This window comes from Saccharopolyspora gregorii (assembly GCF_024734405.1).
GTDB classification, from domain to species: Bacteria; Actinomycetota; Actinomycetes; order Mycobacteriales; family Pseudonocardiaceae; genus Saccharopolyspora_C; species Saccharopolyspora_C gregorii.
On sequence record NZ_CP059556.1, the window covers coordinates 5,084,261 to 5,097,812 of the forward strand.

The 13,552-nt window shown below is 70.1% G+C and carries 12 protein-coding genes and 1 riboswitch; of the genes, 3 read left to right on the plus strand and 9 right to left on the minus strand.

What is annotated here, in order from left to right; all coding sequences use genetic code 11:
• Positions 1-64: 64 nt before the first annotated feature.
• Complete coding sequence (gene aceA, locus H1226_RS22060; RefSeq protein WP_224960354.1) at positions 65-1,387, minus strand: isocitrate lyase; 1,323 nt, start codon at positions 1,385-1,387, stop codon at positions 65-67.
• Positions 1,388-1,507: 120 nt separating this feature from the next.
• Between aceA and H1226_RS22065 the strand changes: the two genes are divergently transcribed.
• Positions 1,508-2,968 carry an XRE family transcriptional regulator gene (locus H1226_RS22065; protein ID WP_224960355.1) on the plus strand — a complete coding sequence of 487 codons (1,461 nt, stop codon included), beginning with the start codon at positions 1,508-1,510 and terminating at the stop codon, positions 2,966-2,968.
• Between the two features lie 33 nt (positions 2,969-3,001).
• On the opposite strand, the gene H1226_RS22070 is transcribed toward H1226_RS22065, so the two are convergent.
• On the minus strand, positions 3,002-3,184 hold the full coding sequence (locus H1226_RS22070) for a hypothetical protein (RefSeq protein WP_258342341.1): 183 nt from the start codon (positions 3,182-3,184) through the stop codon (positions 3,002-3,004).
• 639 nt (positions 3,185-3,823) lie between these two features.
• Between H1226_RS22070 and H1226_RS22075 the strand changes: the two genes are divergently transcribed.
• Entirely contained in the window at positions 3,824-3,946 is a 123-nt protein-coding gene (locus tag H1226_RS22075) for a hypothetical protein (protein ID WP_258342342.1), read from the plus strand.
• Between the two features lie 294 nt (positions 3,947-4,240).
• On the opposite strand, the gene H1226_RS22080 is transcribed toward H1226_RS22075, so the two are convergent.
• The 6 genes from H1226_RS22080 to H1226_RS22105 form a co-directional block, all read right to left on the minus strand.
• Complete coding sequence (locus H1226_RS22080; protein ID WP_258342343.1) at positions 4,241-5,158, minus strand: LysR family transcriptional regulator; 918 nt, start codon at positions 5,156-5,158, stop codon at positions 4,241-4,243.
• A 78-nt stretch (positions 5,159-5,236) separates the two neighbouring features.
• On the minus strand, positions 5,237-7,597 hold the full coding sequence (locus tag H1226_RS22085) for an arylsulfatase (protein ID WP_258342344.1): 2,361 nt from the start codon (positions 7,595-7,597) through the stop codon (positions 5,237-5,239).
• 312 nt (positions 7,598-7,909) lie between these two features.
• On the minus strand, positions 7,910-9,766 hold the full coding sequence (gene lepA / locus H1226_RS22090) for a translation elongation factor 4 (RefSeq protein ID WP_224960359.1): 1,857 nt from the start codon (positions 9,764-9,766) through the stop codon (positions 7,910-7,912).
• A gap of 99 nt (positions 9,767-9,865) precedes the next feature.
• Entirely contained in the window at positions 9,866-10,246 is a 381-nt protein-coding gene (locus H1226_RS22095; RefSeq protein WP_224960360.1) for a VOC family protein, read from the minus strand.
• Positions 10,247-10,341: 95 nt separating this feature from the next.
• Positions 10,342-10,545, minus strand: coding sequence for a cold-shock protein (locus H1226_RS22100; RefSeq protein ID WP_224960361.1), 204 nt, complete (start codon positions 10,543-10,545; stop codon positions 10,342-10,344).
• Positions 10,546-10,803: 258 nt separating this feature from the next.
• A complete protein-coding gene (locus tag H1226_RS22105) occupies positions 10,804-11,610 on the minus strand; it encodes a TSUP family transporter (protein WP_224960362.1) in 807 nt (268 codons plus the stop codon).
• A gap of 228 nt (positions 11,611-11,838) precedes the next feature.
• Here H1226_RS22105 and rpsT point away from each other — a divergent pair, with 228 nt between their 5' ends.
• Positions 11,839-12,099 carry a 30S ribosomal protein S20 gene (gene rpsT / locus H1226_RS22110; RefSeq protein WP_224960363.1) on the plus strand — a complete coding sequence of 87 codons (261 nt, stop codon included), beginning with the start codon at positions 11,839-11,841 and terminating at the stop codon, positions 12,097-12,099.
• Positions 12,100-12,329: 230 nt separating this feature from the next.
• Here rpsT and holA read toward each other — a convergent pair whose 3' ends face one another.
• Complete coding sequence (holA, locus tag H1226_RS22115; RefSeq protein ID WP_258342345.1) at positions 12,330-13,313, minus strand: DNA polymerase III subunit delta; 984 nt, start codon at positions 13,311-13,313, stop codon at positions 12,330-12,332.
• Between the two features lie 106 nt (positions 13,314-13,419).
• Positions 13,420-13,547, plus strand: a riboswitch (SAM riboswitch).
• Positions 13,548-13,552 lie beyond the last annotated feature (5 nt).

The following is a 13,552-nucleotide window of genomic DNA, read 5'->3' on the forward strand; positions in this document are numbered from 1 at the left end:
CCGCCGCGGACCGGAACCGCCGCCCCCCGCCCGTCCGGCGCCTCGGCACCGGATCAGGTCGCGATCAGAACTGCGCGGCCTCGGTCGAGCCGGCCAGCGCGGTGGTCGACGAGTCCGGGCTGACCGCCGTGCTGATCAGGTCGAAGTAGCCGGTGCCCGCCTCGCGCTGGTGGCGGGTGGCCGTGTAGCCCTGCGCCTCCGCGGCGAACTCGCGCTCCTGCAGGTCCACGTAGGACGTCATGCCGTCCGCCGCGTAGCCCTTGGCCAGGTCGAACATGCCGTAGTTCAGGGCGTGGAAACCGGCCAGCGTGATGAACTGGAACTTGTAGCCCATGTGGCCGAGCTCGCGCTGGAACTTGGCGATGGTGCTGTCGTCCAGGTTCTTCCGCCAGTTGAACGACGGCGAGCAGTTGTAGGCCAGCATCTGGTCCGGGTACTTGGCCTTGATCGCCTCGGCGAACTGCTTGGCGACCTCCAGGTCCGGCTTCGAGGTCTCCATCCAGATCAGGTCCGCGTGCGGCGCGTAGGCCAGACCGCGGGTGATGCAGGGCTCGATCCCGTTGGTGACCTTGTAGAAGCCCTCGGAGGTGCGCTCACCGGTCACGAACTTCTGGTCGCGCTCGTCGATGTCGCTGGTCAGCAGCGTCGCGGCCTGCGCGTCGGTGCGGGCGACGACCAGCGAGGGCACGCCCGCGACGTCGGCGGCGAGCCGCGCGGCGTTCAGCGTCTTGACGTGCTGGCTGGTGGGGATGAGGACCTTGCCGCCCAGGTGGCCGCACTTCTTCTCGGAGGCCAGCTGGTCCTCCCAGTGCACGCCCGCGGCGCCCGCCTGGATCATGCCCTTCATCAGCTCGTAGGCGTTGAGCACGCCGCCGAAGCCCGCCTCGGCGTCCGCGACGATCGGGGCCAGCCAGTGCGTCGGCTCCGACTCGGTCTCCGCCGTCTCCGGGTCCAGCGCCTCGGACCAGCTGATCTGGTCGGCGCGCTTGAGGGCGTTGTTGATCCGGCGGACCACCTGCGGGACCGAGTTCGCCGGGTAGAGGCTCTGGTCCGGGTAGGTCTCGCCCGCCAGGTTGGCGTCCGCGGCGACCTGCCAGCCGGACAGGTAGATGGCCTTCAGACCGGCGCGGACCTGCTGGACCGCCTGGTTGCCGGTGAGGGCGCCCAGCGAGTTGATGTAGTCCGTCTCGTGCAGCAGGTTCCACAGCCGCTCGGCGCCGAGCCGGGCCAGGGTGTGCTCCTCCTGCACCGAGCCGCGCAGCCGGACGACGTCGGCGGCGGTGTGGGTGCGCTCGATGCCCTTCCAGCGGGGGTCGGTGTCCCACTCGCGCTGGAGTTCCTCGGCGGCCTTGATCGCCTGCTGGCGGCTTCCGGGCTGGAGGCTCATGGTCTTCCCCTTCCGGGATGTTCGTTGCGGCGTTGCTGGACCCAGTCTTGCCGCAGAACCACCCCGTTCAGCGAAGAAATCCAAGGAAATTTCGGCCCTTTTTCTGCTAGCATCAACGCCATGGCCGAGTTCGCCCCCGAAGAAGACCGCAATTTTTCCACCGACCAAGACCTCCTGGTCTTCGGTCAGAGATTGCGCCACCTGCGCCGCGCCGCCGGGCTCACCCTGGTTGAGCTGGGCGAACGCGTCGGCCGCGCGCCATCTCAGCTGTCCCTGCTGGAGAACGGGCACCGGGAGCCGAAGCTCTCGTTGCTGCGCGCGCTCGCCGACGCCCTGGGCAGCTCGGTGGACGAACTGCTGTCGAAAAAACCGCCGAACCGCCGCGCGGAGCTCGAGATCGCCGTCGAGCAGGCCCAGCTCGACCCGCTCTACCAGCGGCTGGACGTGCCACCGCTGAAGGTGGGCAAGCGGGTGCCGACCGAGGCGCTGGAGCACGTGCTCGCGCTCTACGACGAGCTCAAGCGGCGGGAGACCAAGCAGGTCGCCACGCCGGAGGAAGCGCGCAAGGCGAACGCCGAGCTGCGGCAGATGATGCGCGAGCACGGCAACTACTTCCCGGAGATCGAGAAGGCCGCCTCCGGCATCCTGGAGCGGGTCGGCTACCACGGCGGCGCGCTGTCCGAGGGCGTCATCCAGTCCATCGCCACGCACATGGGCTACGGGCTGCGGTTCGTCACCGACCTGCCGCGATCGGTCCGCTCGATCACCGACATGCGGCACAGCCGGATCTTCCTGCGCCGCGAATCGCTCGGCATGCACAGCCCGCGCACGATCCTGCTGCAGACCCTCGGGCACCTCACCCTCGGGCACAGCCAGCCGCGGGACTTCGCGGACTTCCTGCGCCAGCGGGTCGAGGCGAACTACTTCGCCGCCGCCGTGCTGATGCCGGAGCAGGCCGCGGTCGGCTACCTCAAGCAGGCCAAGGCGGACCGCGACCTGGCGGTGGAGGACCTGCGGGACGTGTTCTCGGTGTCCTACGAGATGGCGGCGCACCGGTTCACCAACCTCGCGACCCAGTACCTGGACCTGGTCTGCCACTTCGTCCGCAACGACGAGACCGGGATCATCTACAAGGCCTACGAGAACGACGGACTGGTGTTCCCCACCGATCCGGCCGGCGCCATCGAGGGCCAGCGGATGTGCCGGCACTGGGCCGGGCGGATGGTGTTCGCTTCGCCGGACCGCTACTCGACGCACTACCAGTACACCGACAAGCCCGGCGCCACCCACTGGTGCGTGGCGCACGTCGACCCCAACCGGGGGCGCGACTTCGCCATCACCCTCGGGGTGCCCTACACGGAATCCCGCTGGTTCCGGGGTCGCGAGACGACGAACCACTCGAAGTCGCGCTGCCCGAACGGCGAGTGCTGCCAGCGCCCACCGACAGAGCTCTCGAACCGGTGGCAGGGCATGGTGTGGCCATCAGCACGGGCCCACTCGCACGTGCTCTCCGCGCTGCCATCGGGGACCTTCCCCGGGGTGGACGAGGCCGACGTGTACGCCTTCCTCGAATCGCACTGATCCGTCCCGGTTCCCGCCGGTGGCCGGCGGGGATCAGGTCCGGGGCCGCGCCGGGATCGGCATCGCCAGCGTGGTGAGATCGGCGTGATCGGCGGAGCGGACGGTGGCCGGCTGCTCGGCACCGCGGAGGTCGAGCAGCAGGTCGGCGCCGATCGCGGTGCTCACCGCGGGGTAGAGCGTGGTCGGCTGGAACCGGACGTCGAGCTCGGGTCCCATCACCCGCGCCGGAACCGGGAAGTCCTTCCCGGATTCGGTGGTCAGCGTGCCCTGCCACTGCGAACCGCCAGTGACAGTTGTTCGGAGGTGCTCTCCTCCAACGCACGGAGGAGAGCACCTTCTCCACCGCCACGCGGGTGGTGACGGCGGGCAACGCGTCGAGCATCGCCCGGTAGTCCGGGAAGGGATCGGCGAGCAGCCGACAGCGCTGCTCCACCGCCCCGTCCAGCACCACTGGAAAACCCTTGCGCGCCACAGTGATCGCGATCCGATGGCTCCGGTGCGAGCCCGGCATCGCGGACCGCAGGTCGTCCGCGTGCACCGTCGCCGACCAGCCGCCCACCGCCGACTCCCCGGGCAGCAGCGTTCGAGTCGCCACCGGTACCGGTCGGTAGCGGGCACCGGCACCGATCCCGGCCCGCACTCGAAGAGCACCCCGTTGAGCACGGGGACTTCGGACTCCCGGGTGGTCGCGGACAGCCCCTGCTCGACCGCGGCGGCGAACACCGGGCTGCGCAAGGTGATCGGCTCCGACGACGGCTCCTCCGCCAACGACGCGGTGGTGATCGCGGCCTGCCGCTGCGAGGCGGCAGCATCACCCAAGGCCTTCCGCACGTGCTCCGCCACCAGGTGCACCGCGTGCTCGGCATCGGTGTCGAGCACGTCCCCGACCGTCGCGAGCGGCATGCCGATCTCGCGCAACCGGCGCAACAGCACGGCTCGCTCCACCTGGCCCTGCTCGTCGAACCGGCAACCCCGTAGAACCGGCAACCCCGTCGAACCGGCAGCCCCGTAGAACCGGCAGCCGGACCCCACGTCGACCCTCGTTGGGGCGAGGAACCCGGAGTCGGCGTAGAAGCGCGACGGCGCTGGCCGTCAGGCCGGTGCGCTGGCGAAGGAACCGATGGACATCACTTCAAAACTGGACACGGCGCCATCATCGAGCTTCGACCGACTTGGGGGTCAACGATGCCGAACCGAACGATCCCGGGACCCGACCGCACGCCAGGACCCAGCCGCACGCCAGGACCCGATCGCACGCCGGACCGCGTCCCGCTACCGGACGCGCTTCTCCCGCGGCCGCGCCGAACTCGTCGCGAGATCGACGAACCGGGACGCGGCGGGCGACAGCGGACCCGGACGCCAGAGCAACCGGCTGCTGCGGACCACCTTCGGCCGCAGCGGGAGCACCGTGGCGCCCTCCTTTGCCGCGCCCACCGCCATCGACTCCGGCAGCAGGGTGACGCCCGCGCCGGCCAGCACGAGCGGGACGACCATCGCGAGGTGCGCGGTCTCCACCGACACCTTCGCGCGGAGCCCGCTGGCGGCGACCACGTCCTCGATGACCGCGCGCGTCGCAGTGCCCTCCGGAGTCGCGACGAAGTCCCGCGCCGCCAGCTCGGACAACCCGATCCGCTTCTGGCCCGGCTCCCCCGGCGGCAGCACCGCGTAGATCTGCCGACCCGGCAGCACGGCCTCGGCCATGCCCTCCGGGTCGGTGCTGGCATCGACCACGCCGAGCTCGCACTGCCCGGCCCGGACGCTGCCGGTCGCGGTCTTGCCCAGCTCCTGGTCGAACACCCGCACGTCGACCTGCGGGTAGTGCCGGAGGAACTCACCGATCAACCGAGCCAGCGGGTCGACCGCGAGCGTCGTCTGCGCGACGATGTCCAGCCGCCCCGATGCCAGCCCGAGCACCTGCCGCACGGAATCCTGCGCCGTGCTCAGGTCCCGCATCACCTGGCGGGCCGGTTCCAGCAACGCCTCCCCCGCCGCGGTGAGCCGGACACCGTGCGGCAGCCGGTGGAACAGCTTGCCGCCGAGCCGGTTCTCCAGCTGCCCGATCGCGGTCGACAACGACGGTTGCGCGACGCGCAGCGACTTCGCCGCACCGGTGAAGCTGCCGTGCTCGGCGATGGCCAGGAAGTACTCCACCTCACGACGCTCCACGACGACCTCCCCTCCTCCGCTCACCGTAACCACCGCGGAGCAGGCGACCAGCGGGAACGCCCGGCCCGACGGCAGCACCGCCGGGCCGGGCCGGGAACCCGCTCAGTCGTGGGCGGCGCGGAACCGCTCCCGCGCCTCGTCGTCCGCCGCGTCGCTGGCCAGGTCGTCACCGAGGTCGAACCGCACCGATCGCAGGCGCCCGGTGAACGCGTTGTCCACCGGTGCGTAGTCGTCCACCACCGGGGACGCCCGGTCCACCCCGACGTCGAAGGTCTCGTCGAAGGCGAAGTAGTACGGAATCGTCGCGTCCACCCGGCCCTCGGCGACCTCGGTGCCGTCCGCGGACAGCACCGCACGACCCCCCTTGCCGACACCGCCGCCGTCGTAGGAGAACTCGAGGCGCACCTCGTGCTCGCCCGGTTCCAGCCCTCGGCCGCTGATCTTGTAGATGTCGGTGCCGAAGTAGTTGTACGCGTAGCTCGGGCGACCCTCGTGGAAGTACAACGACCACCCGCCGAACCGGCCGCCCTGCGCCACGACCACGCCTTCGGCCCCGTCTTCGGGTACCTCCACGCGTGCTGTGATCACGTACGAGCGGTTCTTGATGTTCGGCGCGGTCTCCTCGGTGAGGCGCTTCGCGCCGGCGTGAAAGGTGATCGTGCGGCGGTCGCCGAACAGGTCCAGCCGACCGGCCTCCTTCGGGTTCTCCCGCTCGGTCATCCGGTCGTCCAGCGGGAACACCTGGTGCTTGGCCGCCTCCACCAGGAACAGCTGCTGCAGCTCGCGGAGCTTCCCCGGGTGTTCGGCGGCGATGTCGTGCGCCTGGCTCCAGTCCACGTTGGTGTCGTAGAGCTCCCAGCGGTCGTCGTCGAAGGACCGGCGGGTGCCGTCCTGCACCATCTCCCACGGGGTGCCGTGCCTGGTCACGGCCATCCAGCCGTCGTGGTAGATGCCGCGGTTGCCGACCATCTCGAAGTACTGCACGCGATGGCGGTCCGGTGCGTCGGCGTCGTTGAAGCTGTAGAGCATGCTGGTGCCCTCGATCGGTTGCTGCGGCACGCCCTGCACCGAAGTCGGGTGCGGGATGCCCGCCGCCTCCAGGATCGTCGGCACCACGTCGATCACGTGGTGCCACTGGTCCCGGATGCCGCCGCGTTCCTCGATCCCGCGCGGCCAGTGCACGATCATGCCGTCCCGGGTGCCGCCGAGGTGCGAGGCGACCTGCTTCGTCCACTGGTACGGGGTGTTCATCGCCAGCGCCCAGCCGACCGGGTAGTGCGCGTGGGTCGTGGCGTCGCCGAGCGCGTCGCGGTTCGCGTTGATGAACTCGGCGCTGTCGGGGATCCCGGTGGCGAACCGGTGCTCGTTCAACGTGCCGCCGAGCCCGCCCTCTGCCGAGGCGCCGTTGTCCCCGAGGATGTAGATGAAGATCGTGTTGTCGAGTTCGCCCGTCTCCTCCAGCGCGTCGACGAGCCGACCCACCTGGTCGTCGGTGTGCTCCGCGAACCCGGCGTAGAGCTCCATCAACGAGGCCGCCGCGCGCTGCTCCTCCGCGGACAGCTCGTCCCAGTGCGGCACGCCCTCGGCCCACGGGGCGAGTTCGGTGTCCGGCGGAACCACGCCGAGCGCCTTCTGCCGCTCCAGGGTGATCTCGCGCTGCCGGTCCCAGCCGTGGTCGAACTTGCCGCGGTACTTGTCCCTGTACTCCTGCGGCACGTGGTACGGCGCGTGCGTCGCGCCGAACGGCAGGTAGGTGAAGAACGGGGTGTCCGGCTTCAACGTGTGCCGGGTGCGCACCCAGTCGATGGCCTGGTCCACCAGGTCCTCGGACAGGTGGTAGCCGTCCTCGGGCCGACGGTCCGGTTCCACGGGGTTGGTGCCGTCGAACAGCACCGGGTACCAGTGGTTCATCTCGGCGCACAAGAAGCCGTAGAACTTCTCGAAGCCCTCGCCGGTGGGCCAGCGGTCGAACGGGCCAGCCGGGCTCACGTCCCGCGCCGGGGTCTGGTGCCACTTGCCGAACGCGGCCGTGTTGTAGCCGTTGCCGTTGAGCACCTGACCGAGCGTGGCTGCGCTGCGCGGCCGGATGCCGCAGTAGCCGGGGGCCGCGCTGGACATCTCGGTGGTGACGCCCATGCCCACCGAGTGGTGGTTGCGGCCGGTCAGCAGCGCCTGGCGCGTCGGCGAGCAGATCGCGGTGACGTGGAACCGGGAGTAGCGCAGGCCGCCGTCGGCGAGCCGCTGCGCGGTGGGCATCTCGCACGGTCCGCCGAACGAACTGGACGCACCGAAACCCATGTCGTCGATGAGCACCAGCACGACGTTCGGCGCGCCCGCGGGGGCGTTCAGCGGCTGAGCGGGGGTGAAGGCCGGGTTCTGGTCGCGCGCGTCGAGCGCGGTGACGGCGGTGGGCGGGGCGTCCGGGATCGGCAGGTGTTCACGCGATACGTCGGATGCTCCCATGTGCGACCTCCTGTGCGGTGCGGCGGACGAGCACGGGAGACAGCGAAACCGCAAGCGGCGCAACGGTTTCCGCGTCCCCGCGGTGCGGCTCGAATGCTAGTCGGCGAACCGCCGCGAGCAAGGGTTCCCACGGGCCGGACGCCGCTGGTCAGCGAGTCCCGGACCACATCCGCACAAGATCACCGCAGGTGGCGGAGGTCCGCGGCGGAGGGCAGACCGATTCGCGATGCACGCCATAGCCGGCGGCTATGGGCGCGGCGAACCGACCCCGCCGTCCGCACCACCGCGGAGCGGAGCTCCACCGCGGACGCGTCACTTCTTGGACTTGGACTTGTCGTCCTTCCCGGCCGACTCGTCGGTGGACAGCGCCGCGACGAAGGCCTCCTGCGGGACCTCGACCCGCCCGATGGTCTTCATCCGCTTCTTGCCCTCCTTCTGCTTCTCCAGCAGCTTGCGCTTCCGGCTGATGTCACCGCCGTAGCACTTGGCGAGCACGTCCTTGCGGATGGCGCGGATCGTCTCGCGGGCGATCACCCGCGAACCGATCGCGGCCTGGATCGGCACCTCGAACTGCTGACGCGGGATGAGCTCGCGCAGCTTCGAGGTCATCTTGGTGCCGTAGGAGTAGGCGGAATCCTTGTGCACGATGGCGCTGAACGCGTCCACCGGTTCGCCCTGCAGCAGGATGTCCACCTTGACCAGCTGCGAGCTCTGCGTGCCCGCCTCCTCGTAGTCCATCGACGCGTAGCCGCGCGTGCGGGACTTGAGGTGGTCGAAGAAGTCGAAGACGATCTCGGCGAGCGGCAGCGTGTAGCGCAGCTCGACCCGGCTCTCCGAGAGATAGTCCATGCCTTCGAGGCGGCCGCGCCTGCTCTGGCACAGCTCCATGATGGTGCCGACGAACTCGGACGGGGCGATCACGGTGCACTTCGCGATCGGCTCGTGGATCTCGCCGATCTTGGCTTCCGGCCAGTCGGACGGGTTCGTGACCTCGATGTCCTCGCCCTCTTCGAGCTTCACCTGGTAGACGACGTTGGGCGCCGTCGAGATCAGGTTCAGGCCGAACTCGCGCTCCAGCCGGTCCCGGGTGATCTCCAGGTGCAGCAGGCCGAGGAAACCGCAGCGGAAGCCGAAGCCCAGCGCGCCCGAGGTCTCCGGCTCGTAGGTCAGCGCGGCGTCGTTGAGCTGCAGCTTGTCCAGCGCCTCGCGCAGGATCGGGTAGTCCGAGCCGTCCACCGGGTACAGCCCGGAGTAGACCATCGGCTTCGGTTCGCGGTAGCCACCGAGCGCCTCGGTCGCGCCCTTGCGCTCCGCGGTCACCGTGTCGCCGACCTTGGACTGGCGGACGTCCTTCACCCCGGTGATCAGGTAGCCGACCTCGCCGACGCCGAGCCCGGCGGAGGGCTTCGGGTCCGGCGAGATGATGCCGACTTCGAGCAGCTCGTGCGTCGCGTCGGTCGACATCATCCGGATCCGCTGCCGCGGCGTGATCTTGCCGTCGACGACGCGGATGTAGGTCACCACGCCGCGGTAGGTGTCGTACACCGAGTCGAAGATCATCGCGCGAGGCGGTGAGTCGTGCACGCCCTGCGGGGCGGGGATCTGGCGGACCACCTCGTCGAGGACCTCGCCGACGCCCTCACCGGTCTTCGCCGACACCCGCAGCACGTCGGTGGGCTCGCAGCCGATGATGTGCGCCAGCTCGGCCGCGTACTTGTCCGGCTCCGCCGCGGGCAGGTCGATCTTGTTCAGCACCGGGATGATCTGGAGGTCGTGCTCCATCGCCAGGTACAGGTTCGCCAAGGTCTGCGCCTCGATGCCCTGCGCGGCGTCGACCAGCAGGATCGCGCCTTCGCAGGCGGCCAGCGAGCGGCTGACCTCGTAGGTGAAGTCGACGTGCCCCGGGGTGTCGATCATGTGCAGCACGTGGTCGACGCCGTCCACGGCCCAGGGCAGCCGCACGTTCTGCGCCTTGATCGTGATGCCGCGTTCCCGCTCGATGTCCATCCGGTCGAGGTACTGCGCCCGGTACGCCCGCTCGCCCAACACCCCGGTGAGCTGCAACATCCGGTCGGCCAGCGTCGACTTGCCGTGGTCGATGTGCGCGATGATGCAGAAGTTCCGGATGCGCTCCGGGTCCGTGAAGGTGGTGTCGGCGAAGCTGCTCACTCGGTGTTCCTTGGGATCTCGGGGTCCTCGCGGGGCGCGCGTGCAACCCACATCGTCCCACGCGGCGACCGGCCGCCGGTGCCCAACTCCGGGGGTGGCTCAGCGCGGCCGCTGGTCGGCGCGGATCGGATGGTCCGCCGGCACCTCGACGAGCACGATCCGCGTGCCGTCCGGGTCGACGATCCACGCCTCGTCCAGACCCCACGGCTGCCGGGCCGGTTCGGCCTCCACGGTGACTCCCAGCTCGGCGAGCCGGTCGAACTCGGCGCGCAGGTCCCGCACCTGCATCCACAGCACCTGGTCGGGGCTGGGGCCGTGCTCGCCGCGACCGGAGATCTCCAGGAACCCCTGCCCGAGGAAGAACACCGTGCCACCCGGGAACTCGCGGGAGATCGCCAGCCCGAGCACGTCCCGGTAGAAGCGCAGCGAGCCCTCCGGGTCGCGCGGGTGCAAGATCGTGCGGCTGTTGACGACGTCCATGGCTCCCGTTGTACCGCGCCACCCCGCCCAGGGCCGAAAAAACGGCGGGCCCCCCACCTCGAAGGTGGAGGGCCCGCCGAAGCGGATCACCGCACTCAGACCGCGCGAACGCCGCTGGCCTGCGGGCCCTTCTGGCCCTGGGTGATCTCGAAGGTCACGGTCTGGTTCTCCTCGAGGGTGCGGAAGCCGTTGCCCTCGATGGCCGAGTAGTGGACGAAGACGTCCGGGCCGCCACCGTCGGGGGAGATGAAGCCGAAGCCCTTCTCGGAGTTGAACCACTTCACAGTGCCCTGTGCCATCTCTGTCTCCTCACAGCTGATGAGTAACCGGTGCTCGCACCGCGCGAGCACCGGGGCCTAGTCCAGACGGCGAACTCTCCAGCTTGCGCTCAGGACAGAGTCGCGCCCGCAACTTTCGCGAGCGTGTCGAACACGAACACAAAAATCGGCCGACTCATACAACCACACCCCGGGCGGGATCATTCCCGCGACCCGCCGGTGTTCTCGATCTCACATCACGCCTGACGTGGAGTCTTGACTGATCGCCCCGGAACGGGCTCACAGCCCGGATGCGAGCTTCCAGCCGAGGCTGGCCACCAGCGCCACGACGACGGTGAGGAAGACCTTCCGCACGAACACCGACCCGCGGCTGGATGCCAGCGCGGCACCCAGCACGCTGCCGCTCGCGTTGCTCACCGCCATCACCAGCGCCAACCCCCACAGGATCTTGCCCGCGGCGATGAAGAACAGCAGCGCCCCGAGGTTGGTGGCCACGTTGACGATCTTCGCGGTGGCCGAGGCCCCCACGAACGCGAAGCCGACCAGGCCCACGAGCAGGAAGACCAGGAACGAGCCGGTGCCCGGGCCCGCGATGCCGTCGTAGAAACCGATCACCAGGCCGCCCGCGACCATCACCCAGGTCTGCTGGACGGGCCCGAAGCGCGGCGCCGCGACCGATCCCAGGTCTGGTTTGCGCCACGTGTAGATGCCGACCCCGACCAGGGCCACCAGCACCACCACGGTCAGCACCGTCTGCGGCAGCGACGCGGCGAACACGGCGCCACCCAGGGCCCCGAGGAAGGCGACGGCCGCCATCGGCAACGCGCTGCGCCACGGCACCGGGGTCCGCTTCGCGTAGGTCCACGCGGCCGCCGTGGTGCCCGCGACCGCGGCGAGCTTGTTCGTCCCGAGCGAGTAGATGATGTTGCCGCCTGGCACCAGCAGCAGCATCGCGGGCAGCTGGATCAGGCCGCCGCCTCCGACGATGGCGTCCACCGCGCCGGCCAGGAACGCCGCGCAGCACAGGAAGACGAGGCCGGCCAGCGTCAGGTCGGCGAAGCCGGGCCAGCCCAATGCGGTGAACACGGGGCGCGAGCCTATGCCGCCCACCACCGATCGAGTCCCGGCTTGTGAGCGTCCTCGCACCCGGTGCCGACGCGGGTCGTCGCGAGCGCCGTTGCTAGGATCGTCGACCGTGCCGTGCGGCATTCCGCCAGGGAGGAAAGCTGCGCACGCCGTGGGCCCTCGGCCCCGGTGCGGCAGCGCCGATTCAGCGCGGCACGACTGAATCCGAACGAGGAAAGAGGCGCCCCAGTGGCCAACATCAAGTCTCAGATGAAGCGGATCAAGACCAACGAGCGCAACCGCCTGCGCAACAAGTCGGTGAAGTCCTCGGTCAAGACCGCCATCCGCAAGTTCCGCGAGGCCGTTGCCGCCGGCGACAAGGACAAGGCCCTGGAGCTGCAGCGCGCCGCCTCGCGCACCCTGGACAAGGCCGCCGGCAAGGGTGTCATCCACGCCAACCAGGCCGCGAACAAGAAGTCGGCGCTGGCGCAGGCCGTCAACAAGCTCTGAGCCCGAGCGCGGCCGGACCTTCGTCCGGCACGCGCACCGGCCCGAGACGGGGTCCGTTCCCACGGGAACGGGCCCCGTTTCGCGTTCGGGGCCGAAGCGCCTGGCGGGTTCGCGCTGAGATCGGGCTCTCGGGCGGCTCCGGGCGCTCGGCACCGGGCACCGGGCAGCGGGCACCGGGCACCGGGCACCGGGCACCGGCGGCGATCGTCGCCCTGGTGGCGTGTGCCGGGTCAGTTCCGGGAGGAGTGCAGCTCGACCAGCCGCAGCACCGTGCGCTCCAGCGCGTGGTCCGCGTCGGCGGCCATCCCCTTGACGTCCGCGTTGAGCACGGCGACCGCGCGCAGCGCCTCGGCCACGGTGGCGCTGCTCCAGCCCCTGGCCTGCGCCTGCGCCTTCTTCACCTTCCACGCGGGCATGCCCAGGTCTCCGGCGAGGCGGAACGGGTCCCCCCGGCCGTAGGCGGCGACCCGGCCGATGGTGCGCACCGAGTCGGCCAGCGCGTCCGCGATCAGCACGTGCGCCACGCCGAGCTGCAACGCCCAGCGCAGCGCCTCCAGCGCGCCGGCCAGATCACCGGTGACGGCCTTCTCGGCCACCACGAAACCGGTCACCTCGGCACGGCCGCGGTGGTAGCGGCGCACCTCCGACTCGTCGATCTTGCCGCCGGTATCGGCCACCAGCTGCGAGGCCGCGGAGGACAACTCGCGCAGGTCGAAGCCGACCGTCTCGATCAGCGCGCCGACACCCGCGGCGTCGATGCGGCCACCCGCGCGCCGCACCTCGTCCTTGACGAACGCCTCCCGCTGCGGCCCCTTCGTGATCTTGTTGCACTCGGTGACGCGGGCGTTGAGCTTGCGCAACGCGCTCGGCAGCTCCTTGGCGTTCTTCCCGCGACCGCCGCCGCTGTGCACGATCACCAGCACCACGCCGTCCGCGGGTTGCCGCGCGTGCGACAGGATCGCCTCGGCGATCTCCTTGCCCGCGTCCTGGGCCGCTTCGAGCGCCACCACGCGCCCTTCGGCGAACAGCGAGGGGCTCAGCAGCTCGTCGAGCTCCGGCGGGGTGAGTTCACTCACCTTGATCCTGCGCAGCTCCGTTTCCGGGTCGGCGGCGCGGGCAGCGCCGACCGCCTCCCACAGAGCGCGCTCCACCAGCAGTTCCTCGTCTCCGAGGATCAGGTGCAGCGGATCGCAGACCACCGACGGCGAACTCATGGGGGCATCGTCCCACGACCCTGCGACACCACCGCCGTTCCCGTGCGCCGACCCCGTGCTGGCCAGGACGTGGCGGGCTCCCGTAACGTTGCAGCCACAACCGAATAGCTCATCCAGAGGGGCAGAGGGAACGGCCCGATGAAGCCCCGGCAACCATCTCGACCTTTCGCGGCATTCGCGAGGTAGTCGAAGAAATTGGTGCCAACTCCGACCCGCCCGCGGGACAGATGAGGAAAGGA

Bases quoted from the DNA above. Each gene is read 5' to 3' on its own strand.
- aceA (WP_224960354.1), bottom strand. From the start codon at position 1,387: ATGAGCCTCCAGCCCGGAAGCCGCCAGCAGGCGATCAAGGCCGCCGAG.
- H1226_RS22065 (WP_224960355.1), top strand. From the start codon at position 1,508: ATGGCCGAGTTCGCCCCCGAAGAAGACCGCAATTTTTCCACCGACCAA.
- H1226_RS22070 (WP_258342341.1), bottom strand. From the start codon at position 3,184: ATGGGACCCGAGCTCGACGTCCGGTTCCAGCCGACCACGCTCTACCCC.
- H1226_RS22085 (WP_258342344.1), bottom strand. From the start codon at position 7,597: ATGGGAGCATCCGACGTATCGCGTGAACACCTGCCGATCCCGGACGCC.
- H1226_RS22095 (WP_224960360.1), bottom strand. From the start codon at position 10,246: ATGGACGTCGTCAACAGCCGCACGATCTTGCACCCGCGCGACCCGGAG.
- H1226_RS22100 (WP_224960361.1), bottom strand. From the start codon at position 10,545: ATGGCACAGGGCACTGTGAAGTGGTTCAACTCCGAGAAGGGCTTCGGC.
- holA (WP_258342345.1), bottom strand. From the start codon at position 13,313: ATGAGTTCGCCGTCGGTGGTCTGCGATCCGCTGCACCTGATCCTCGGA.